Raw genomic sequence first — 21,990 nt, forward strand, 5'->3', positions numbered from 1 at the left:
GAGATGCATTAAGAACTGTTTCCTAGCTATTTTTTTGTTGTTTAGTATCAAATTTATGTGGATTTTTAAAAATCGGCATGGTGTTGGCTAGGTGGAGGAAAGTTCTTGGAGCTTATCTAATTCAGAAGCCGTATTTTGGGGCTTACGGGGCGAAGCTGTATCCGGGCCACGGTGATTTTTATAATTAAAAATACTTATTTTGAACATAAAAATATTTTGTTTGTATATTTATTTCTTTTATAAAGCAGTACTTATCGACGGGAATTGTCCCCAGGGACAGCCAGGTGGTATAAGGAAGTTTAACGGTTTTAAAATTCTTAATTTAACACATTTTAATTTTCGGATGATGAAAGCTCATTTTATTTTCTTTTTAGTGGTATGGATGTCTTTTGGCTGCGCCAAAAGAAACTTGGTTTATTTTAGTGACGTGGAAGGCCAATCTGATTATTCTGTCAAAGTACCTGAAATGATCCAGCCTAAGATACAGAAGGATGACCTTCTTAAAATCACGGTAAGCAGTTTAAGCCCCGAATCCAATCTTTTATTTAACGTGGGTGTCCTCAATGCGGGTACGGATGCAAGGAGTTCATCCAATGTCCAGCCATTGAATGAGGGTTATTTGGTAGACCAACATGGTGAAATCAATTTTCCGGTGCTTGGAAGAATTAGATTGGAAGGTATGACGAAGGCGGAGGCGGTTGAAGCGGTTACCGCCAGATTGCAGGAGTATGTAAAAGACCCTATAGTCAATATAAGGTTTGTCAATTTTAAAATCACGGTGGTCGGGGAAGTCAATCATCCTTCGACGTTCACCGTACCGACTGAAAAAATCAACATATTGGAAGCATTGGGACTCGCCGGTGATATGACCATGTACGGGAAAAGAGAGAACGTGCTGATCATCCGGGAGAGAGATGGTGTGAGGAGTGCAAAGCGACTCAATTTAAACAATAAGGATTTGTTGGCCTCCCCTTATTATTATTTGCAACAGAATGATGTGATTTATGTCGAACCGGACAAGATTAAAGCCGTACAGGCCAGTACGAATCAAAGGTCTTTGACACTTTTTGGAATAGCCACAAGTCTGGCAGTGTCACTGATGTTTAACCTTAGATGGTTCTTAGCGAGAAATTAAACTATGAAAAAATCTGATCTGTTATCTGATATGTTATTGGATGGATTTCGGGACGAGGAGTCCAGCCCTATCAATATTAAAGAAATTTTAGTACAGTACTTAAGATATTGGTGGCTATTTCTGATTTCCCTTATTGTAATTGTCGCTTTGGCAATCGTATACTTGTTTTTTGCCACGCCCTTATATAGTGTTTCCTCATCCATTTTGATAAAAGTCAATAAAAGCTCTGATTTTACACAAAACATAGTGATGAGCGATCTAGAAGCATTTGAAACTACTAAACAGGTCGAAAATGAGATTGAAGTTTTGGGTTCTTATAGTTTAATGCGGGACGCCATAGAGGATTTGCCGCTACACGCTTCATTTTACGTAGTCGATAGATTTTCAAGAGAGAAAGAGTTATATGGCAAACAGGTGCCAATTTCCGTGATTGTTCACGAGGAGGGCGATGGAAGTATTGTGCCGCCCGATGATAGGAGATTGAATGTCTATATACACGATGAAAATTTTGAAATAGAATCTTCCGAAAACAGCCGAAAGACTTTTGACTATGGAGAGAAGATTCAAAATTGGTATGGAATATTTTCCATTGAAAAACAGTTTGACTTTAACGAGGACACGCCCCGTCATTTAATTGTTGCCTTAAATAACAAAGACCAACTGGCAAGTCGTTATAACGGTAGATTAAGGGTAGCGGTATCTAATAAATTTGCTTCAGTCCTTAATCTGAGTCTAACTGATGCGGTTCCGGAAAAAGGTAAAGACATTTTGAACAGATTAATTGAGGAGTATAACCATCAGGCAGTTAAGGAGAAAAACATAACGGCTGAAAACACGATTGCTTTCATTGACCAACAACTATCAACTTTGATAAAAGAATTGGGGGAAGTGGAGGAGAAAATTGAAGCATATAAAAGGAACAACAGCATAACCAGTCCGGGCTCAGAGTATTCCTCATTTGTGGAGAACACCCGAAATTATGAAGCCCAGCTTTCCAGGAACAAAATCCAACTGGAAGTTTTGGAGTCTATTGAGTCCTACCTAAACAGTAGTTCTAATATGGGTGCTGAAGTTCCCAGTAATCTTTCCATTGAAGACGGCACGCTAGTGGCCTTAATCAGTCGGTTTAATCAGTTAAGGGCCGAAAAGGACAGGTTTTTGAGAACTACCCAGCCAAGTAACCCCCTTGTAGTGTCTCTCGACGAGCAATTGACTGCGCTCAAATCAGATATCAGAACCAATTTAACCAACATTAAGAACAGCTTGCGGATAGAAAACAGAAATCTTTCAGCGAGCATCAATCGGTTGGATGCAAGGTTATCAAGGGTACCTGAAATTGAAAGGGGGTTGCTCGAACTTACGCGGGAGCAGAACCGTAAGCAGGAACAATACCTTTATCTTCAGAATAAACGGGAAGAGTCTGAATTATCACTAGCAGCAACAACGATTTCCAATGCAAGGGTGATTGATACCGCGTCTGCCAGCAGTAGTCCGGTTAAACCCAATCAGGTGGTGATTCTGGGGATGGCGTTGATGCTTTCAATTGTATTTCCTATCGGATTTGTGTATATTAAAAGCAATATCAGTAATAAAATCCTAAAAAAAATTGAAGTTCAAAAAATTATTCCGTTTCCCATTATCGGAGAGGTTTCCCACTCAAAAGAAAAGAGTGCATTGGCTATGGGAAACAAAAAAAGGACTCCCATTGCTGAACAGTTCCGGTTGCTCAGGACAAATCTCAAATTTCTACATGAGGGGGAGCCAGACAGGGTCATTCTTGTGACATCCAGCATTGGCGGGGAAGGAAAAACTTTTTTCAGTCTAAATTTAGGCTCCAGTTTAAGTTTAGCGAACAAGAAAGTAGTTGTTTTGGAATTTGATTTAAGGAAGCCTGCGCTCCTGAGCAGTGTAAACCTTAAATCCAAAAGGGGTATTTCGGATTATCTGTCAAGGGAGAGCATTTCCTTAGATGAATTGATTATCGAAAGTGAAATAATTGATGGGTTGTCTTTCATTGGATGTGGAGCTATTCCCGAAGATCCTGCTGAGCTAATGTTAAGTCCGAAAGCAGGCTTTCTGATTAAATGTCTTAAAGAAAGGTTTGACTACATAATTATAGATACGGCTCCTGTTGGTACCGTCTCAGATGCCTTTAACTTATCACCTTATATAGATCTGGCTTTGGTCTTGGTTAGATATAATTATACCTCTAAAGATAATTTAATATTTCTTGAAGAGCTTAAGCTGAATAATAAACTTAAAAAAACCATGATAGTGATGAATGATGCCAAAATTGGAAACGGGTATTATGGTTACAATTATGGATATGGATACACTGAAAAAGACATTAAAAGACGACGCGTTTATTCTTGATTTTTCAAAGTTATTGTCTCAGGATTTTTAATCATTCAACATATTAGATGAATAAACAGCTTACCTCCCTTCTTACCCTTTCAAAAGCATATTTGCACAAGGGAAAGGGGAGAACAGTCAAGGCCAGAAAGAATATTTTAGGATCTATATTAATAAAGGGGGGGAGTATCGCCATTAGTTTAATTATGGTTCCCCTCACTATTGATTATGTTAATCCTACAAGGTATGGGATATGGTTGACCCTGAGCTCTATAGTAGGGTGGTTTAGTTTTTTCAATATAGGCCTAACACATGGATTGAGGAATAAGTTTGCGGAAGCCAAAGCCAAAGGAGATCATGCTGCCGCTCAAATGTACGTTAGTACTACTTACGCTATTTTAACAATAATTTTTTCAGGGGTTTGGCTAGTTTTTCTTTTCGTGAATCCTTTTTTGGATTGGGTATCTATTTTGAACGTTTCCTCGGAGATGCGATCTGAAGTATCTCTACTAGCCGTCATCGTATTCACCTATTTTTGCCTTCAGTTTGTTCTTAAAATCATCAATACTTTAATTACAGCTGATCAACAACCCGCCAAGGCTTCACTAATAGATTTATTCGGACAATTGATTTCGCTCTTGTTTATCGCCATATTGGTAAAAACAACGGAAGGCTCGTTACTTAAATTAGGAGTAGCCTTATGCCTGTCGCCAATTCTTATTTTGGGAATAGCCAACTTGATTTTTTTTAGGAGAAAATACTATAACTATCGACCCAAAATATCTAAAATTGACTTCAAGCATTCAAAGGGATTGTTTAATTTAGGACTGACTTTTTTTATAATTCAGGTTGCGGGCCTTATCCAATACCAATCTGCGAATATAATCATAGCGCAAAGTTTTGGTACCTATGAAGTTACTTCGTACAATATTGTTTACAAATACTTCAATATGTTGGGGATGGCTTTTGGGATCTTCTTATCCCCTTTTTGGTCTGCCTCTACTGACGCCTACTTTCAAAATGATATTGGTTGGATCCGGAAAGCGATCAAAAAATACCTCCAGCTAATTGTATTATTAGTGTGTGGGGGAGCAGTGATGCTGATTTTTTCTGATGAAGTCTACAGAATCTGGTTGAGAGGAAATGTTGAAATCGATTTTATCCTTTCATTCTGGGGTTTCATTTTTGTAAGCACTTATATGTTCGGGAATGTATTTGTTAATTTTTTAAATGGTATCAGCGCTTTGCGAATACAGTTTTGGGCCAGTCTTGTAAGCCCAATCATATATATTCTCGTAGCATTGGCCATGATTAAATATTTGGATATGGGAGTATACTCCTTATTCATTGCATCATTAATAGCCAACTTTAACGGGATTATCATTGCTCCAATTCAATATTATTTGATTATTTATAAAAATAAAAAAGGTATATGGATAAGGTAATACCTCCAAATAAAAATAAAGTAGTTCATTTACAGTTTGGATCCAGCCCTTCTGGAAATTACACCATCAGGTTACATGATGCGCTTTTAGAGCATGGCTTTGACTCTTTTGTTTTATCACTTAATTCTGATGTGAAAGGGAATCCTAGAATCCAAAATTTGGGAAAAAAAGGATTATTGATTAGAAAGATCAATCAAAGATTACAAGATTATGTGACCCGTAAAAAAAGCAAAATCCATGGGGCTTTTACTTTATCTTTTATGGGTTCGGATGTCAGTTCCCATCCTTTAGTTAAAGAGGCAGATTATATATATATACATTGGGTATTGGGTGGTTTTTTAAGTGTCAAAAGTTTAGACAAACTGGCGAATTTAGGAAAGCCGTTGATCATGGTAATGCATGATATGTGGTCATTGACCGGCGGGTGCTCCTACAGTTTTGACTGTGAAAAATTTCTTACGCACTGCGGTAAGTGTCCCTTGCTAATAAGTAGGAAAGAAAATGATGTTTCCTATAAGCAATTTGAAGAAAAGAAAAAATTTTATCGGAAACATGATAATATATATCTGGTTTCACCGAGTTCCTGGCTCTTTAACTTGGCAAAATCGGCACCTCTTACCCAAAACAAGCCGGTTTTCCAAATTCCTAATCCGATCGATGATACACTGTTCAAACCTTTTGACAAACATGTAGCCAAGAAAATATTAAATATGGAAAACTATGACCATATTATATGTTTTGGAGCGAATTTTATTAACAGTCCATATAAAGGATGGGGTTATCTGAAAGAGGCATTACATAATCTAAGGGATAAGCTGAGTGAAAAAAAAATAGGGGTATTGGTTTTTGGAAATGCTTCGCGTCAAGACTTGGCAAATGAAATACCGTTCGATTCAAAATTCATGGGATTTATCCGCGATGATTATACTACAAATTTAATATACAACGCAGCGGATGTCTTTGTGGCCCCCTCTCTGGCTGATAACCTCCCTACTACCATTATTGAAAGTATGTGCTGTGGCACTCCTGTCGTAGGTTTCAAAACAGGAGGCATCCCTGATATAATAGAACATGGGAGAAATGGTTATTTAGCTGATTATAAGGATGCGGCAGATTTTTCCAAAGGAATTGAATACTGTTTAACCAACGGTTTAAAAGGAAGGCTGCTACCACAGTTTGATAAAGCTATTATCCTTGAGAAACACAACGATTTGTTCTCTTTTATTAATCATCAAGCATAATTGTGCGAATCCGTGCCAAAGAAATACTAAAAAGTGTTTTGCATTATGACCGATTGGAATTGGTCACCCTTAACCTTTTCTGGATTGGTTTTATTATATATACTGCCAGTTGGACAATAATAAAAACAAGACAAGTCAATATTGTTTTTTTTCAGGCGTTTCAACTGTTGGGGATAATGATTTTTGTTCCCGCCTGGATAAGGCTTATAAAATTTAAATTTGATAATGAATATATCAAAATATTGTTCATTATATTTATGTTTTGGGCTTCTATTATTTTTTTGAGGGGGTTGTCCATGGATAAAGGAGATATGAAGACTACTATTTTGGATGCGTGGTTTGGTGGTTTTCTTTATTTCACTCCCCTGGTGATGTTGTTTCCCAAAAAACTGATTTACTATAAGAAGGTTTTTGCTGTTATCATCATTTTGAGTGTGTTTTATATCATATATGACATCATGTTTATCTCAAATTTAATGGAGAAGGAGAAAGATGTTTTGAGCCGTGAAATTGTAGAGTATTTTTCTAAAACGCTTGCAGTACCTATTGGTTTTATCCTCTTTACTTTTATATATCATTCTAAACCTAAAAACATGTATGCCCTTGGTGTGCTGCTTTTAACGATTTTTTTTGCCATGGTGAGAGCTAGACGGGGTCTATTGTTTATGACTGTTGGATCATTATTTATATTTTATGTTATTTTTTGGATAAAAAGTAAATCAAGGTTATTGATGACAATTTTATCATTGTCTGCTTTTTTTATTATTTCTGCCTTTGGGGCTTATTATATAAATTCACAGGAGATAGAAATATTGGAATACCTTGAAAAGAGAGGTATGGAAGATACCCGATCTGGAGTGGAAAGGTATTTTTACAAGGATATGCAGGGGCTTGACTGGGTGATCGGTAGGGGGATGAGGGGGCGATATTATTCACCTACGATGGGTGAGGGTAATCTTAGAGGGACTATTGAAACAGATTACCTGAATATGATCCTTAAAGGAGGAATAATAAATCTTACGTTATTGCTGTTGATATTGCTTCCTGCTATTTACAATGGTCTATTTCGGTCAAAAAATCTCCTGTCAAAAGCCTCAGCAATATGGATACTGTTTTGGCTGCTCAATACCCATCCGTCAACCGTCCAAGTTTTTACTTTGAATTATATGATCGTTTGGTTTGCAGTGGGTATTTGTTATTCGAATGTAATAAGGAATTTACCTGAAAACTTCTTGCTGGCTTATTTTAGGCCGTAAATAAAAATGAAATTAAATTATCAGAAAGCTATATATGTTAAAATTTGCACTAGTAACCAAACCTAGCAATGCCAGTCCAAAAGTTTTGGCCAATTGTTTGGCGGAATTCTTGTCAGAGCATGGACATGATGCCAAGGTTTTTTTTAAAATAAATGTTTTTAGACGATTACTGAATTACGCTGTTATCAAAAAAAAATATAATCGCTTTTCATGGTTTATCTATAAGGCCGTAAATTATTTTCACGACAAACAGTTTATAAAGAAATTAAAAGGATTTGACGCGGTAATAGTCATAGAAACCAGTCCTAGGTGTTTTTTGAAAGACCAATATGACCTTTTGAAGGTTAAGATGTACCTTGAAAATATTCCACTTATATATCATGGGGTATATTATTTAGGGAATGCGCCGACTATCATTGAGTTATTTAAAAAAGAAGGACATCATACTTCTGAATTATTCGATTGGCATCTTTCCGTCTCAGAAGTGACAGAAGTCCGTCAAAAGCCTTCTCCTCCCTGGAATCAGATAGGGATGTACCTTAAATGTACAGGCCTTAAACCTGAAGTAAAAAACGGTTTATTTGCCGTGGTGGACTTTGAGAGAAAGGGACATGAAAAAACCCGGAATGAGCAGATCAGTGTTTTGGAACAATTGCATATTCCCTATATCGCCTTATCAAAAAAATATTCTATTCAGGAAATCAGGGAAATCTATAAAAAAGCTACTTTTTATTTTATCCAATTTGGAGAGTCATTTGGAGTGCCAATCGCGGAATGCCTGAGTTGTGGAGCGTATGTTTTTACGCCTGATAGTTCCTGGGCGATGGCATGGAGGTTAGATGAAAATCCTTCTATACATGGACCGGGAACCCTCGCCGAGTGTTTTGTAGTATATGATAGCAGGAGGGATCTGGAAAAGAAGTTGAGGGATATGAAAGAAACTTATGATATGGCATCAACTCCTCAAAAAGTATTCGATATTTTTCACAACACTTATCCTACTTATTATGAGGGGAATAAGGCGGAGTTAAATGATTTTATACAACGGCTTGAGCTTAAGAAGATTTAATATACCCCATAACCAGGAATAATAAGAAAAAAACATAAACCAGTATATAATTTAATGAATCTACCGAAAGTATTGATAGTGGGCCAACCATTTAATAATGAAACGGGAGGGGGGATTACACTTTCCAACTTATTTTCTAAATGGGAAAAGGGCAAACTGGCGGTAGTTTGTTCCCCCTATTTGTTAAATGGGAACACAAATATGGAGGTATGTGAAAATTATTATCAGTTGGGGTATAAAGAACATGTATGGGCATTCCCTTTTAATGTTCTCAGTAAAAAATATCCTTCTGGGCCATTTGAATTTGAAAGTCAAAACCCGATTCCTTCAGAAAATCCTTCATTTAGGTCAAAATTTGTAAAAGGTTATCTTAATCCGTTCTTAAAGTGGACAGGGTTTTCCAACAGTATCGCAAAATATCAGTTATCTAAAGATTTGGGTAATTGGTTGGATAAGTTCCAACCGGACATAATTTATGCCCAGGCTCAAAGAAGGGATGCGGTCTTACTTTGTTCCAAAATCCAAAATTACCTACATAAACCAATGATTTTTCACATGATGGATGATTGGCCTGAACTGATTAAACATGAGGGGTTGTTAGGGAAATTTTGGTACAGAAAAATCGATTCTGAGTTTAGAAAGCTGTTAAGCCAGACAGCACTTCATCTGAGTATCAGCGAGTCAATGGCACAGGAATACGAGTCCAGATATGGCTATAAATGGTTAACTTTCCATAACCCAATTGATTTGGATTTTTGGAGCAGCTATCAAAGGAACAGTTACGATCTGCCTGAGAACCCTGTTGTCCTTTACGCTGGTAGGATGGGATTGGGAATTCAAAGTTCTTTGGAAATGATGGCGGACGTGATTGATTCATTGAATCAGGAGATGGGGTTTAGTTTGAAATTGGTCTTACAAGTGAGCCAAGTACCTAAATGGAGTCAGAAATATGCATGCGTAGTTGTTCGAGGGTTTGTTCCTTATGAACACCTGCCAAAGCATTTTGCCGAGGCGGATATTCTTTTTTTGCCCTATGATTTTTCAGATTCCTCTCTTGCATTTATAAAATATTCTATGCCTACCAAGGCTTCCGAATATATGATCAGTGGAACGCCAATTTTGGTCTTCGCTCCAAAAGATACAGCCATTGCTAGTTATGCTGAGAAATACTCATGGGCTAAAGTGGTCGCAGAAAATGACAAAGATTTGCTCAAGACTGCGCTGAAATCGATGTTACTTCATTTAGAGGAAAGAAGAATAATAGCCAACAACGCAATAAATATCGCTAAAGATAGACATGATGCGGAAACTGTCAGGGAGAAATTCAGAAACACGCTGTCTTCGTTAGTCGTTGACAAGACATTGAGTTGAATAAGGAAACAATGAAGAAGGTTTTTTTATATCCGGTAAAAAACAGAACCGATGGTAGTCCGAATCCCTATCTATATCATTTTCAGGAATCAATAAAAAGCAAGTATCATCTCGTAAACGAGAATATCCCCAACAGGGGGGTAATCAGTTTATTTTTATGCTTTTTCAAAGCAGACCTGTTTTTTTTAAACTGGATCGAGTTCTTAGCGGAAAAAAAGTTCGGGAGAATCCAAATACTTGGTTTCACCGTTTTCGCCTGGTTGTCGAATCTCATGGGAAAGAAGATCGTATGGATATTGCACAACAAGGGCTCCCATCACCGTCAGGACAATAAATTGACAGATTATATGTTTCAGGTGTTAATGAAGCGGGCAGACAGAATAATCACTCATTCAGAATCCGGATTGGATTTTGTAAGAGAAAATTATCCTGAAGCCGAATCCAAAACAGAAGTGATTATCCATCCAGTTGGAGAAGTATTTGACAATCCTACAAATTCCGAAAAACAGTATGATTTCTTAATATGGGGCACTGTTTTTCCATATAAAGGAATCGATAAATTTCTAAAATATATCAAAGAAAATTCCAGTTTGCATCATTTCAAAGTGCTCATTATTGGGAAGTGCCCGGACAAGGATTATAAAAATGAATTATTGAAAATGATGTCGGATAATGTCACTTTTTATGATAAGTTTTTTGAATTAAATGAGATTGCGACGTTTTCATCCCTATGTAAGTTTACTCTTTTTACATATAATTCCGTCACCGTGATAAGTTCAGGAACCTTGATTGATGCTATTCGAATGAATTCAATCATCATCGGCCCTAATCACGGAGCATTTAGAGATATAGGCAATCACTTCAGCTTTGTAAAAACGTATGATTCGTTTGATGACATTTTTGAGATTGCCAAAGTAACTTCGGAAAACACCCTTTCAGACGACGAAGAAAGAATGAATTTTTGTAAAACAAATAGTTGGCCGCTTTTTATCGATAAACTGCATAAAGTAATTACTTAAAACCGGATTTGTCTGAAGAAAGCCGGGCCGTATACATATCTAATAATTACCAGTCAATCATATTGGAGCTGTCACTGTCCAAATGACTCCTGGACAATACGCTCTTTATTAAATAATCAATATGAAAAAAATCATAGTATCAGCTTTTCAAAAATTATCGGATTATTGCGAGCTGCAAGAATTTAAAGGCTATGATCCTTATGACAGCCTAAACAGTAGATTTTTCAACAAAATCCCTGTGGTTTCGAAGATACCTGTGGTCAAGCTTGCTTGGACGCAGTTCTTTAAACGAGCCCCCATCAATCTGAGACCCTATGTAGGAATAGATAAAGAATACAATCCCAAAGCGTTAGGGTTGTTCCTGTCATCTTATTGCAACCTTTATCAACTGGATCCTTCTGAAGAATATAGAAACAAGATTGTATTTTTTGCCAATAAGTTGATCGAGCTTCAAAATCCAAACTGGAGCGGGAGCTGTTGGGGCTATAATTTTGATTGGCAATCCAGGGCCTTTTTCCAACCGAAACATACGCCTACTGTAGTGGCAACCACTTTCATAGGTTCCGCGCTGCTGGATGCCTATGAAGTAACGGGAAATGAGGCCTATCTGAAGACCGCACGCAGTGCCTGCGATTTCATCTTAAAGGATTTGAACAGGACTTATGATGAGGACCGGGATTTTTCTTTCTCCTATTCACCATTGGACAAGAGTGTGGTATTCAATGCTTCATTGTTGGGATCGAGAATTTTATCAAGGGTTTACAGCTATACCCTGGAAGATGAACTTGTAGAACAAGCTAAAAAATCCGTGGCCTTTGCTTGTAAACATCAGCGTGAGGATGGGGCTTGGGGGTACGGAACTTACGGTTTTCATCAATGGGTGGATAATTTTCATACCGGATATAATTTGGAATGCCTGGCTGATTATATGAAATATTCAGGCGATGATGAGTACAAAGAATACCTTGAAAAAGGATTTGCGTATTATATCAACACTTTTTTCACCGAAGAGGGAATTCCGAAATACTACAACAACAGCATTTATCCCATAGATATCCATGCCCCTACCCAACTTGTCATTACCCTCAATAAACTGGAACGGTTTCATCAACATAAGGAAATTGCCGAAAAGGTTTTGGTATGGACGATAGAAAACATGCAGGATCCAAGAGGTTATTTCTATTACCAGATCAATAGGCTTTTTACCTCTAAAATACCCTATATGCGATGGGCACAAGCGTGGATGTTTCTGGCCTTGAGCGTATATCTTGTTGAAATGAAGTCCAACGTGAAAAGCAGGAAGTATGAAAATATGGATTGATTTTATCAACTCGCCGCAGGTGAGTTTCTTTGATCCTTTGGTAAAGGAACTCACTGCTGAGGGTCACGAATTTGTCTTTACCTGTAGGGATTCGGCCAATACTGTCCAGTTGGTACAGCAACGGAACTGGGTCCACACCATTGTGGGAGACAGGGCCGAGCGGTCTTTCTTCAGGAAAGTGTTTGCTTTTCCCCTAAGGGTATTGTCACTTTACAGATTCTTAAAATCCATAAGGCCGGATATAGGGATATGCCAGAGCAGTTTCTACCTGCCAATCACGGCTAAATTATTGGGCTTCCCTTCTATATATACCAATGACAATGAGCATGCGTTGGGAAACATTCCAAGCTTTTACTTTGCTTCAAGGATATTCGTCCCTGAAAACATTTCTTTGGAAAAAATAGCGAAACAGGGAGCAAAAAAGAGAAAACTAAAACAATATCCGGGCATAAAAGAAGGTGTTTACCTGTGGGTAAAAGGTTTGGAAATCCAGGCATTGAGGCGGCATCCTGATTGCTGCAAGCGAATTTATGTCCGGCCTGAACCACAGACCGCGCAGTATTATTCCGGTAAGCTCAATTTTATGGACGATGTTTTAATTGAGCTCAGCCAGAAGTACCCCGTTACTGTACTCGTAAGAGACGAAGACCAACTTCGCCATTATTCCCATGAAAAATTTTCCAAGTTGGAGGTGCCTTTAGAGCCCATACCGTTTGACGAAGTCGCCACAAAATGCATGTTGTTCATTGGGGCAGGGGGGTCGATGACCAGGGAGATGGCAATGGTTGGCGTGCCTACCATCTCAGTTTACCAAGGAGAATTATTGGATGTGGATAGATTTCTGATCCAGGAAAATTTCCTGATTCATAAGCCGGATCTCAACGTTTCTTTTATCGAAAAGATGATTCAACAAAACCGGGAATTGGTCAATAGCGGAATTTTGATCGAAAAAGGAAAAGAAGCATATAAACTGTTTAAAACTGAACTGTTAAACTTTAAAAATAATGATTAGAGCTGGAATTATCGGCCTGGGGAAAATGGGGATTTCCCATTGTGCCATTTTGGGTGCCCACCCCGATGTTGACCTGGTGGGTGTTTGTGATACATCTGCTTTGGTGATGGATGTATTCAAAAAATATTCTCCCTATCCATTTTATGCAGATTACAAAAAGATGATCGAAAAGGCCAGGCTGGATTGTCTGGTCATAGCCTCACCCACGAAACACCATGCGGAAATGGTTGCTTACGCCTTGGACCACGGCATCCACGTTTTTTGTGAGAAGCCGTTTGTCTTGGATGTTGAAGAAGGCATTATGCTGGCAAAAAAAGCCGAATCGAAAGGTCTGGTTAACCAAGTAGGTTACCACAACAGATTTCTGGGTACTTTCAATGAGGTCAAGAGGTTATTAAATTCCGACCTTATCGGAGAGGTTTACCATTTTATGGCAGAATCCTATGGCCCGGTGGTGCTGCGGGAAAAAGGCGGTACCTGGAGATCCGAGAAGGGACAGGGAGGAGGGTGTCTGTATGACTACGCTTCCCACACAATTGATTTGGTTCACTTTTTATTAGGTAAATCCGATTCTGTATCGGGGACACTTTTGAAAAGTATTTATTCAAAAGGAGTAGAAGATGCGGTCTACAGTAGCATGGCTTTGGAATCAGGAATCACCGGGCAACTTTCGGTAAACTGGAGCGATGAGACACACCGGAAAATGAATACCCAGATAACCATCTTGGGTAAAAAGGGAAAGCTCATTGCCGATGCTACGGAAGTTAAAATATATCTAAAAGAAGAGCATTTAGGGGAAGGTTTGAGAAAGGGATGGACCGTAAAATACCTGACGGATTTGACGGAAAATGTGGATTATTATTTAAGGGGCGAGGAATACAGTTCCCAGTTGGATCACTTTATTGCCTGCGTGCAGGGCAAGGAGAAAGAAAACAAGAGTTCATTTGAAAGTGCCGGTTTCACCGATGCACTGATTACTAAATTATTAAGCGCTTAATTAACAAAATCATGGATAGAATACTATTTGGCGATAATCAATTTTTCGGCGTGAATCATAGTTCTGACGAAAAATCCAGGTCACAGACCATCAGATTTCAAGAGGATAAGGCCATTATGGATGTGCTGGATATTGCTATAGACGAAGGCATCAGTACATTTATGTGTACTACCCATGACCGGATAGCCAATATCTGCGACACCATAAGAAATGACAGCAAATACCAGGATTTTAAAATTTATCCCTGTATGCCTTATGCCCATAAGTATGCCAATGCTGTTACTGAATTGGGTTACATGGGCACTATTAAACAATTTGTGCCAGGGAACATTTTCAGCACCTTTGCCAAAGGTGGGCTGGCATTTGTAAAAAAGGATTTTTCCGCACTGGCAGAACTGATGATCGATGCGGAACTCAAAATGTTTCAGGGAATAAATACGCCGGTTATCTGGATGCAGAATGTCATAACCGATTTATTGCTGGGGTTGGGGATGACTGAGTTTTTGGTTACTTTTTATAACCATGTGAAGCATAAACACGGCGCCGAGCCTGGCTTCATCACGATGAATTTGCCCTTGTTATTGGACACCTTGGAAAAAGCAGGCATTGAAAACCCCACTGTTTGCGCTTCTATCAACAAAATCGGCTTTAGAATGTCAGGAGGCATCAAAGTATACGAGGAAGTGATTGCCCAAAAACGGTGTAAATTAGTGGCCATGCAGGTTTTGGCCGCGGGCGCCCTCAGGCCGGCGGAAGCTTTTGAATATGTATGTAACCTGGAAGGTGTGGATTCCATACTTTTCGGCGCTTCTTCCAGGGCCAATATCCACCAGTCTAAAGAATTGATAGAAGTATACAGTCGAAAGCTTTTATCTGTATGAGGGGATATTTGACTGCAAATCGACAAGCCATGTTAATGCCAAGAATTAATGGGTAAATCCAAGACTGATCTGTGGTGTATTTTTTTGAAGTTTCAAATATTTTATTTGTTTTTTTAAATATATAAAAGTGTAATTTGTTACCTTTATCATATATACCTAAAGCAGTTTTTACTATAACTTTGGTTGATTTGTGCGGAAAGCTATTATTACTTGTCGGATAGATTTCTTTAGAGTGATTATATGGAGGGACAAATGTCTAAAATTATGTCCATATTTCTGAATATGAGGTAGTTATGAAGTTGTTTGGATACGATAATCTTCATTTTGATGAAAATTCACTCCATGAATTTCATAAATTGAATGAGTCGCTTTTTATCAGATTATTGTTTCAGAACCTTGAAGATGTTATGGGAGAGGAGTTTAATGAATATGATTTTTTTATTTACTCCAATTTTAAAGGTGACACATATCCAGTTAGTATTTCATACAACTCCAAGCGCAAAAAAGTCCTCTTGTATTTTTCTGATGAATCGGGTTCAGACCCAAGCCCATATGTGAGGGATTATTATGCAGTTTTTAAAGCTTATATCGGCACTAGTGTAAAGTTTGACAATGTATTTCCCTTGCCTCTAGGTTATGTCAAGGACGTGCCGCAGCTGCCAATTATTCCTACTAAGGAGAGGAAGTTTAATGTGTTTTTTAGAGGAAATTTGAACAATAACCGAATTGATTTTTACCGTAATTTTTCAAAATGGAAACCAATATTGCCTTCCCAGACCTTTTTGAAAGAAAGGCTTTGGAACAAAACCACAAAATACAGAGCATTATTGTTAAAGCTGAGGACAGATTTTAGTGATTATTTTCCCGATTCAATCATAATGTTCAATAGTTCTTTTAAAACAGGTTTTTCACCCTATGAGTATGGAGAATTTCTTGCGGACAGTAAAATTGTATTATGTCCCAAAGGATTTGATATGACGGAATGTTTCAGACATTTCGAAGCCATGAGAGCAGGTTGTGTGATCATATCAGAAAAACTTCCGGAAACGGAATTTTATAAAAATTCACCTATCATCCAGATTGAGGATTGGGGGAAAGGCCTTGCTATTGCAAAAAATCTGATTGATGATTTGGACACGATGGCCGGGATTCAACAAAAAACCATAAAGTGGTGGGAGGAAAAGTGTTCGGAAAAGGGAACGGCTGCCTATATATACAGAAAGCTTCAGACTTTAGTCCCACATGTTGTTTAATATTTACAATAAACTGTTCTTTTTCCATAAATCCGGCGCAAAAGCCGTTTTAGGATCAGGGCTTTACTTTTTATATGTTGAGCTATGGACGGTCTGAAAATTCAGTGGATTTAAGATTTTTCACGTTAAAATTGGAACGGTTAACTTTCGGATAAACGTGAAGGTCCAATAGGAACATGGTGTAGCATAAAAAAGAGGCTGCCTTAAGTCAATTTGGGGCAGCCTCTTTTTTGGATGTTGGAGATTTTAAGGATTAACAATCAGTCTTTGTCTCTTGATTATGGTTTCTTTTTCTGTAATGCTCAATAAGAAAACACCCTGGGAGAGACCGTCGAGAGGGATTATGTATTTATTTCCTTCCAGGTGAATCCATTCCAGGTTGTATTGGCTTATAAGCCGGCCTCCGGTAGTATGTATCAAAACCTTTCCAAATTCAGTATCCATTGGCAATTCGATAAACACTTTTTCACTGGCAGGATTAGGAAATATTTTAACATCATCCATGCCGTCCGATTTCCGGTTATCGGGTTCTGTAGTGGATTCGGAAAAGTAGGTATCCGTTTCTCCATACCCTCTTAGGTGTGCAGTACCCAGTTGATTCTGTCCGCTTTCGTCGATAATAGCTATCCCCGAAATGACGGCATTATTAGCGGAGGCAACCATATCAATATTGACCACTCCATCATTTATTTCGATATTTTCAAAGATCAAAACGGTTTCTTTGTTCCCGTTTTCTACATACATGTCGAGATTTTTCCTGACGACTTTTCCTTCTATCAGAATATCGAAAACCCTTTGCCCCGCTCTTGCCGTTGGCCCGGTTTTGCCAAAGTAAGTTTCATTATGATAGGTTTTGACAGTATACGTGCCATTGGGTACGGGAATATGATACCTTAAATTAGATGCGAACTTTCCAGACTGGAACAATACCTCATTGCTGGCGGAGGGGTTGTTGCTGGTGTTCGCGTTCTCTGTCAGCAAATAATATTTAGGAGTGTTCTCAAAGGTGATGTTTTGAAAAGATACTTCCCTGTTGGATCCCGTGTTTAGAAATAATCCACTGGAAGCAGCAGTTCCGTCGCTTGATTGTCGTTCAATGGCAATACCTGAGATAATGGCGTTGTTAGCTGAAGCAATCATATCAATATTGAGAGAACCGTCTCTTACTTCTATATTTTTAAAGACAAGGATGGTTTCTTTGTTGTCATTTTCTAAAAACATATCAAAATCTTTTTTTACAAGATTGCCCTCCATTGAAATGTTGAACACCCGTTGTCCTGCCCTGGCAGCCGGTCCATTTTTGCCAAAGTAAGTTTCATTATGATACGTTTTGACGGTATAAGTACCATTGGGCACAGGAATGCCATATTTTAAATCGGCCGCAAATCTGCCCGACTGGAACAGCCGGTCTTTACTGGCTGAGCTATTGGAACTTATGTTGGAACTCGCCGTAAGCAGATAATCGTTGGGTAGTCTCTCAAAATCTGTATTAAGATAGGAGATATTGCCAATATTGCTGGTATTGAAAGATAACTTGAAATCGCTTCCCTTATCCTGACCAAGTTCCCCTGAGGTCTGGACAATTGCGATTCCGGAGATGGTGGCATTATTGGCAGAAGCCTGAAGGTTGATGTTCAGTTGACCGTTTTTGACTTCTATGTTTTGAAAGGTCAGAACTGTTTCTTTGTTGCCGCTTTCCGCATACATGTCAAAACCTTTCTTTACTACTTCGCCCTGGAGTGAAATATCGAATACCCTTTGTCCTGCCCTGTCAGCAGGCCCGTTTTTACCAAAATACGTTTCGTTGTGTAAGGTCTGAACGGTGTAAACCCCGTTGGGGACCGGTATAGTAATACCTAAACTTGACGCAAATCTGGCCGTTTGAAAGATGGGATGGTCACTGGCATTGGCATTTGAGCTTATTTTGCTTCCCGAACTGAAAAATGAAGTGTTCTCAGATTTAAAATTCTGATTTTGAAAGAAGACATTTTGATTGCTTCCAAAATTATAGAACTGAGATAGACCAGGGTTGCCCAGTCTATTCGGATCTATGATATCTGCAATAGGAGCGCTGACATCGAATGCGATTTCCTGGGAAACAGCCTGATTTCCTTTTACATCGTATACAGATGCCCATACGTAATGACTTCCACTAGGTATATTTTTCCATACGGCTTCGTAAGGTTCAGAAGCACGCGACGCTATCAATTCCAGGCCACAATAAAAATCCACCTTTTTAATTTCTGACCCATTGGTGGTAATTTTTCCTTTCAGTGTGATGTCATCTCCTTCTTTTAAATTGTTAGGATCTTCCGATAGCACCAGTTGAATTTCCGGTGCTTTAGTTTCTTCAATGATGGCAGGAGCCCCCTCATTTGATATGCGGATTAATATTACGGAACCATAGGACGGAATGGTAACAGATCCGCTGTATTCTTTTTTTGTGGCATCCACATAAGTGCCACCCAATGCGATCGTTTTTGGAGTACTACTTGTGTTATATTCAAATATTATTTCGTCGTCAGGATTCACCATGGTCACATCCGCTTCCATAATCTCCAAATCATCTATCCAATAAGTGAAATCGGTCTCTTGGGTCGCTATCATCAGTGAAACTTTTTCGATATCCGCAACGGGAGATAGAACGGTTTCATAGGTGGCTACTTTCCCGTTAAGTTCGAAAGAAGTCATTGTGGAAACAATTTGCCAAGGAGATTCAGAGTGTCGAAAATAGGTCCTGATATTCCCCTCTTTGCTAGCCAATGATTTAAATTTGACCAAGTAAGTTTTATCTTTCTTCAAACTTCCCACGTCAATTCTGACCGAAGAGCTACCTGGGGCTGTAACTTTCAATGTGCCCCCATTTATTTTTCCGGAATCCCAGCTGGATGAACAACTATTGCAGCCTTGGCCCAGAACATTTTTATCAAATGTTCCGTTGGCAAAAATATTTGACCCTATCTTTTTGTTGATCCTATACTGGTCTACTTCAACAATATTGTTTTTGGAATTCCTGTCTTTTCCGAATTCGTTTCTCCATAATTCTAAATTTTTTATTCCTTCAACATTGTTGCCTGACCCATTCACGTATCGGGTGCTGATAAAAAATTGATCCCCAAAGGGACGGAATAAATAATTTAGGTCAAAATCCGCCATCTGGCGAATATCATCTTTATGTGAGCGTATAGCATATGTATTCTGGTCTGCCCTTTTGGAGAAAAAGATGTTGTTCTTTACTGAGATGTTCCTAGCGTCCCCACCTATGGTACTATTGCCCAATGTTAATAATACATTAGAATCAAAAAGATTATTATTGTCCATCACTACATTGTAGGTATTGGACATTTTAATAGCGTTGTTTGTGATATGTGCTACGGTGTTTCCGTAAATTTCAATACCATTGGAATTATCATCCAAAAAAATGCCTTCAGCTAAAGGTCGGAAGTTAACCGCTGTGTTGTTGGGCAGTCCTCCCCTGCTTCCAATCCCGTTAATTACAATATTTCCGGTTATTTTTCTGCTGTGAGCGTCCGGATTGTTATGGCCGCCATAAGTGTAAATTCCTCCTCCATCACCTTTTATCAAGCAAAAAGTATTGACAAAATTATTTTTTATTACTGTATTGTTGCCATTGAAATTAATACCGTTAAACCCAGTGTTTTCAACTATATTGTTTTCCACGATGATGTTGTCTGATACTGCAAATATTCCTATTCCGTTACCGTCCCCATTTTCATTTCTGCCAGGTATCAATGCGGTGTTTTCTATTTTGTTACCTTTAACCCTTGCGCCCGCGTTTCCAAAGCGTAAAAACAGTCCGTTATTATAGCAATCCTTTATTCTGCTGTCTTCTATCAGTAGTTCGAGTACACTCAATGAAAGCAGACCATTTTCACCAGCATTTTCTACAAATATATTTCTAAACGTAATGTCTCTTCCCCCCGCAACGTTGATGGCATCTTTTGATGATCCGTTGAAATGTATATTTTCAATCAATAAATGGCTGGCATTATAAGATTTGGTTAATAAATGCGGGAGGGTGCTTGATTGAACGATTGTTCCGCTTGGGTTTTGGCTACCAAAGTAAATGTATAATTTTTTCTTTGAAACATCGAAATACCATTCCCCTGGCTCGTCAAGCGTGTTAAGGTGATTTTGAATAAAAAAGCCATATCCTTCTCTTGGGGTGTATTGACTACCCACTCTATCATAATTTACTGTACTGCCACTATGTGAGGTTATTTTATGCCGGTCTATAATCCATTGGTTTTTTTTAATTACAATTTCCCCTCCGGACCAGTTGGGAGACCCACTGAAACCGGTTCCCGTCACTGAATTGCCGCCGGTGGTACGCTCAATGGTGACATAACCTTCTATTCCTTCATTGGCATTGGGAAAGCGGCCCAGTTCTTTTTTCTCTCCATTAATCAGGACAATACCCACATCTTGGGTATTTAAAGTTTGGTTGCTTTCAAACCTGCCGTTTCCTACAGATTTCCACCCGACCAATGGCGTTAATGATGTGATGACAGGATTGTTTCCGGAGCCATATGCTCCAAATTTTATAGGGCTTCCCGGGCTTCCCGAGTTTTCAATGTGAATCGTCCCAAAATACGTTTCTCCCCTTCGAAAATAAACAGCATCTCCTGGTTTCAGGCTTTTAATTATAGAATTCAATTTATCAATTGATTTCCAAGGGGTGGATGGATTTTGTGCTTGATTAGCTGTCCTACTATCATCGCCCAAGTGGGTGGAAAAATAGTAATCAATCGCAATTGAATCATAACATGTAAATGACATTAATAATAACATCATTAGATTCGTAATTCTTTTTTTCATGGCATTTATTTACTTTACTTGTTATTTTTTACCCGGATAGATTAGGTTTTTATTATTCATGTTTTCGTCTATTGGTTTTCGGGTTTTATAGAGATAAAACAGTATTTTGATTTTTGGAATTTAATTTTTTGAATTTTGTATTGATCAATATGAAATTTTAAATTTCTCTTATTTTTTCTTAATAAAAAGTCAAAAATTATAAAAAACAAATTTTAAGAACCGGTAAATGCTGACGGATTTTGTTGATTTGACAAACTAAAATTGGATAAACGAATTGTGTTTTTTGTACTTATTATTTTGCTTTAAGCAATAAAAATGGGCAAAAATAAAATTTGATATTTTTTTAAGTAAATGTATTCAGACAAAGCATTCCTTATCATATGGTCTGATCTCGAGGGCTTAAAGTTGCAACAGAAAAGAGGAGAGCTGTGCTTTGCCAGCATTGAAAAAGTTTCGACGCAATAAAAAAGGCCGCCGGATGATCAATGATATCCAGGCAATAAGGTTGGAATTGCCTTGGCGGTCAATTCACCCTTCCGTAGTGAAATTATCATTGGCAGGAAAACATAATAAAAATCAGATAACCTATTTTAATAAGGAAATTAGTAACAATATTTATAACCAAGCGGTTTTTTTCTGTTCCCAATAGCAGCCCATTTTTTAAATCTATAGTCCTGACTTCGACAGTCGTCAGTCCCATTTTCGTATAAGTCATTGATAATGTTTGGTTTAATGATTTTCAGTTTGCTGTTTTGGGTGTCCCAGAAGGATTTTTGAGTATTTTAGAGACATGTTCGTC

14 protein-coding genes are annotated in these 21,990 nt (G+C 38.3%); 13 read left to right on the forward strand and 1 reads right to left on the reverse strand.

The genetic code is table 11. The features are described from left to right. The first annotated feature begins 343 nt into the window (after window positions 1-343). The 13 genes from ACFPFU_RS15570 to ACFPFU_RS15630 all read left to right on the forward strand — a co-directional run bounded on the left by ACFPFU_RS15570 (window position 344) and on the right by ACFPFU_RS15630 (window position 16,352). Entirely contained in the window at window positions 344-1,135 is a 792-nt protein-coding gene (locus ACFPFU_RS15570) for a polysaccharide biosynthesis/export family protein (protein ID WP_377065699.1), read from the forward strand. A 3-nt stretch (window positions 1,136-1,138) separates the two neighbouring features. Next, window positions 1,139-3,508: a GumC family protein gene (locus tag ACFPFU_RS15575; RefSeq protein ID WP_377065700.1), complete on the forward strand. Its 2,370-nt coding sequence runs from the start codon at window positions 1,139-1,141 to the stop codon at window positions 3,506-3,508. A 47-nt stretch (window positions 3,509-3,555) separates the two neighbouring features. Next, window positions 3,556-4,932: an MATE family efflux transporter gene (locus tag ACFPFU_RS15580; protein ID WP_377065701.1), complete on the forward strand. Its 1,377-nt coding sequence runs from the start codon at window positions 3,556-3,558 to the stop codon at window positions 4,930-4,932. Continuing rightward, on the forward strand, window positions 4,920-6,173 hold the full coding sequence (locus ACFPFU_RS15585; RefSeq protein ID WP_377065702.1) for a glycosyltransferase: 1,254 nt from the start codon (window positions 4,920-4,922) through the stop codon (window positions 6,171-6,173). The genes ACFPFU_RS15580 and ACFPFU_RS15585 overlap by 13 nt, the downstream gene beginning before the upstream one ends. A gap of 296 nt (window positions 6,174-6,469) precedes the next feature. Then, window positions 6,470-7,429 carry a hypothetical protein gene (locus tag ACFPFU_RS15590; protein WP_377065703.1) on the forward strand — a complete coding sequence of 320 codons (960 nt, stop codon included), beginning with the start codon at window positions 6,470-6,472 and terminating at the stop codon, window positions 7,427-7,429. Between the two features lie 316 nt (window positions 7,430-7,745). After that, a complete protein-coding gene (locus tag ACFPFU_RS15595) occupies window positions 7,746-8,498 on the forward strand; it encodes a hypothetical protein (RefSeq protein ID WP_377065704.1) in 753 nt (250 codons plus the stop codon). 54 nt (window positions 8,499-8,552) lie between these two features. After that, window positions 8,553-9,869, forward strand: coding sequence for a glycosyltransferase (locus ACFPFU_RS15600; RefSeq protein WP_377065705.1), 1,317 nt, complete (start codon window positions 8,553-8,555; stop codon window positions 9,867-9,869). A 272-nt stretch (window positions 9,870-10,141) separates the two neighbouring features. Continuing rightward, window positions 10,142-10,888: a glycosyltransferase family protein gene (locus tag ACFPFU_RS15605; protein ID WP_377065706.1), complete on the forward strand. Its 747-nt coding sequence runs from the start codon at window positions 10,142-10,144 to the stop codon at window positions 10,886-10,888. A 121-nt stretch (window positions 10,889-11,009) separates the two neighbouring features. After that, a complete protein-coding gene (locus ACFPFU_RS15610) occupies window positions 11,010-12,209 on the forward strand; it encodes a delta-aminolevulinic acid dehydratase (protein ID WP_377065707.1) in 1,200 nt (399 codons plus the stop codon). Beyond that, a complete protein-coding gene (locus ACFPFU_RS15615) occupies window positions 12,193-13,221 on the forward strand; it encodes a DUF354 domain-containing protein (protein ID WP_377065708.1) in 1,029 nt (342 codons plus the stop codon). The genes ACFPFU_RS15610 and ACFPFU_RS15615 overlap by 17 nt, the downstream gene beginning before the upstream one ends. After that, window positions 13,214-14,218, forward strand: coding sequence for a Gfo/Idh/MocA family protein (locus ACFPFU_RS15620; RefSeq protein WP_377065709.1), 1,005 nt, complete (start codon window positions 13,214-13,216; stop codon window positions 14,216-14,218). The genes ACFPFU_RS15615 and ACFPFU_RS15620 overlap by 8 nt, the downstream gene beginning before the upstream one ends. An 11-nt stretch (window positions 14,219-14,229) precedes the next feature. Continuing rightward, window positions 14,230-15,099 carry a hypothetical protein gene (locus ACFPFU_RS15625; RefSeq protein ID WP_377065710.1) on the forward strand — a complete coding sequence of 290 codons (870 nt, stop codon included), beginning with the start codon at window positions 14,230-14,232 and terminating at the stop codon, window positions 15,097-15,099. Window positions 15,100-15,392: 293 nt separating this feature from the next. Then, a complete protein-coding gene (locus ACFPFU_RS15630) occupies window positions 15,393-16,352 on the forward strand; it encodes a hypothetical protein (protein ID WP_377065711.1) in 960 nt (319 codons plus the stop codon). 246 nt (window positions 16,353-16,598) lie between these two features. Here ACFPFU_RS15630 and ACFPFU_RS15635 read toward each other — a convergent pair whose 3' ends face one another. Continuing rightward, on the reverse strand, window positions 16,599-21,029 hold the full coding sequence (locus ACFPFU_RS15635) for a malectin domain-containing carbohydrate-binding protein (protein ID WP_377065712.1): 4,431 nt from the start codon (window positions 21,027-21,029) through the stop codon (window positions 16,599-16,601). Between the last annotated feature and the right edge of the window lie 961 nt (window positions 21,030-21,990).

Source organism: Negadavirga shengliensis, assembly GCF_042652345.1.
Lineage (GTDB): Bacteria > Bacteroidota > Bacteroidia > Cytophagales > Cyclobacteriaceae > Negadavirga > Negadavirga shengliensis.

Excerpts from the sequence above, each read along its gene's own strand:
- ACFPFU_RS15625 (WP_377065710.1), top strand. The coding sequence starts at position 14,230 with ATGGATAGAATACTATTTGGCGATAATCAATTTTTCGGCGTGAATCAT.
- ACFPFU_RS15585 (WP_377065702.1), top strand. The coding sequence starts at position 4,920 with ATGGATAAGGTAATACCTCCAAATAAAAATAAAGTAGTTCATTTACAG.
- ACFPFU_RS15610 (WP_377065707.1), top strand. The coding sequence starts at position 11,010 with ATGAAAAAAATCATAGTATCAGCTTTTCAAAAATTATCGGATTATTGC.
- ACFPFU_RS15615 (WP_377065708.1), top strand. The coding sequence starts at position 12,193 with ATGAAAATATGGATTGATTTTATCAACTCGCCGCAGGTGAGTTTCTTT.
- ACFPFU_RS15580 (WP_377065701.1), top strand. The coding sequence starts at position 3,556 with ATGAATAAACAGCTTACCTCCCTTCTTACCCTTTCAAAAGCATATTTG.
- ACFPFU_RS15620 (WP_377065709.1), top strand. The coding sequence starts at position 13,214 with ATGATTAGAGCTGGAATTATCGGCCTGGGGAAAATGGGGATTTCCCAT.
- ACFPFU_RS15600 (WP_377065705.1), top strand. The coding sequence starts at position 8,553 with ATGAATCTACCGAAAGTATTGATAGTGGGCCAACCATTTAATAATGAA.
- ACFPFU_RS15605 (WP_377065706.1), top strand. The coding sequence starts at position 10,142 with ATGGGAAAGAAGATCGTATGGATATTGCACAACAAGGGCTCCCATCAC.
- ACFPFU_RS15575 (WP_377065700.1), top strand. The coding sequence starts at position 1,139 with ATGAAAAAATCTGATCTGTTATCTGATATGTTATTGGATGGATTTCGG.
- ACFPFU_RS15590 (WP_377065703.1), top strand. The coding sequence starts at position 6,470 with ATGGATAAAGGAGATATGAAGACTACTATTTTGGATGCGTGGTTTGGT.
- ACFPFU_RS15570 (WP_377065699.1), top strand. The coding sequence starts at position 344 with ATGATGAAAGCTCATTTTATTTTCTTTTTAGTGGTATGGATGTCTTTT.
- ACFPFU_RS15630 (WP_377065711.1), top strand. The coding sequence starts at position 15,393 with ATGAAGTTGTTTGGATACGATAATCTTCATTTTGATGAAAATTCACTC.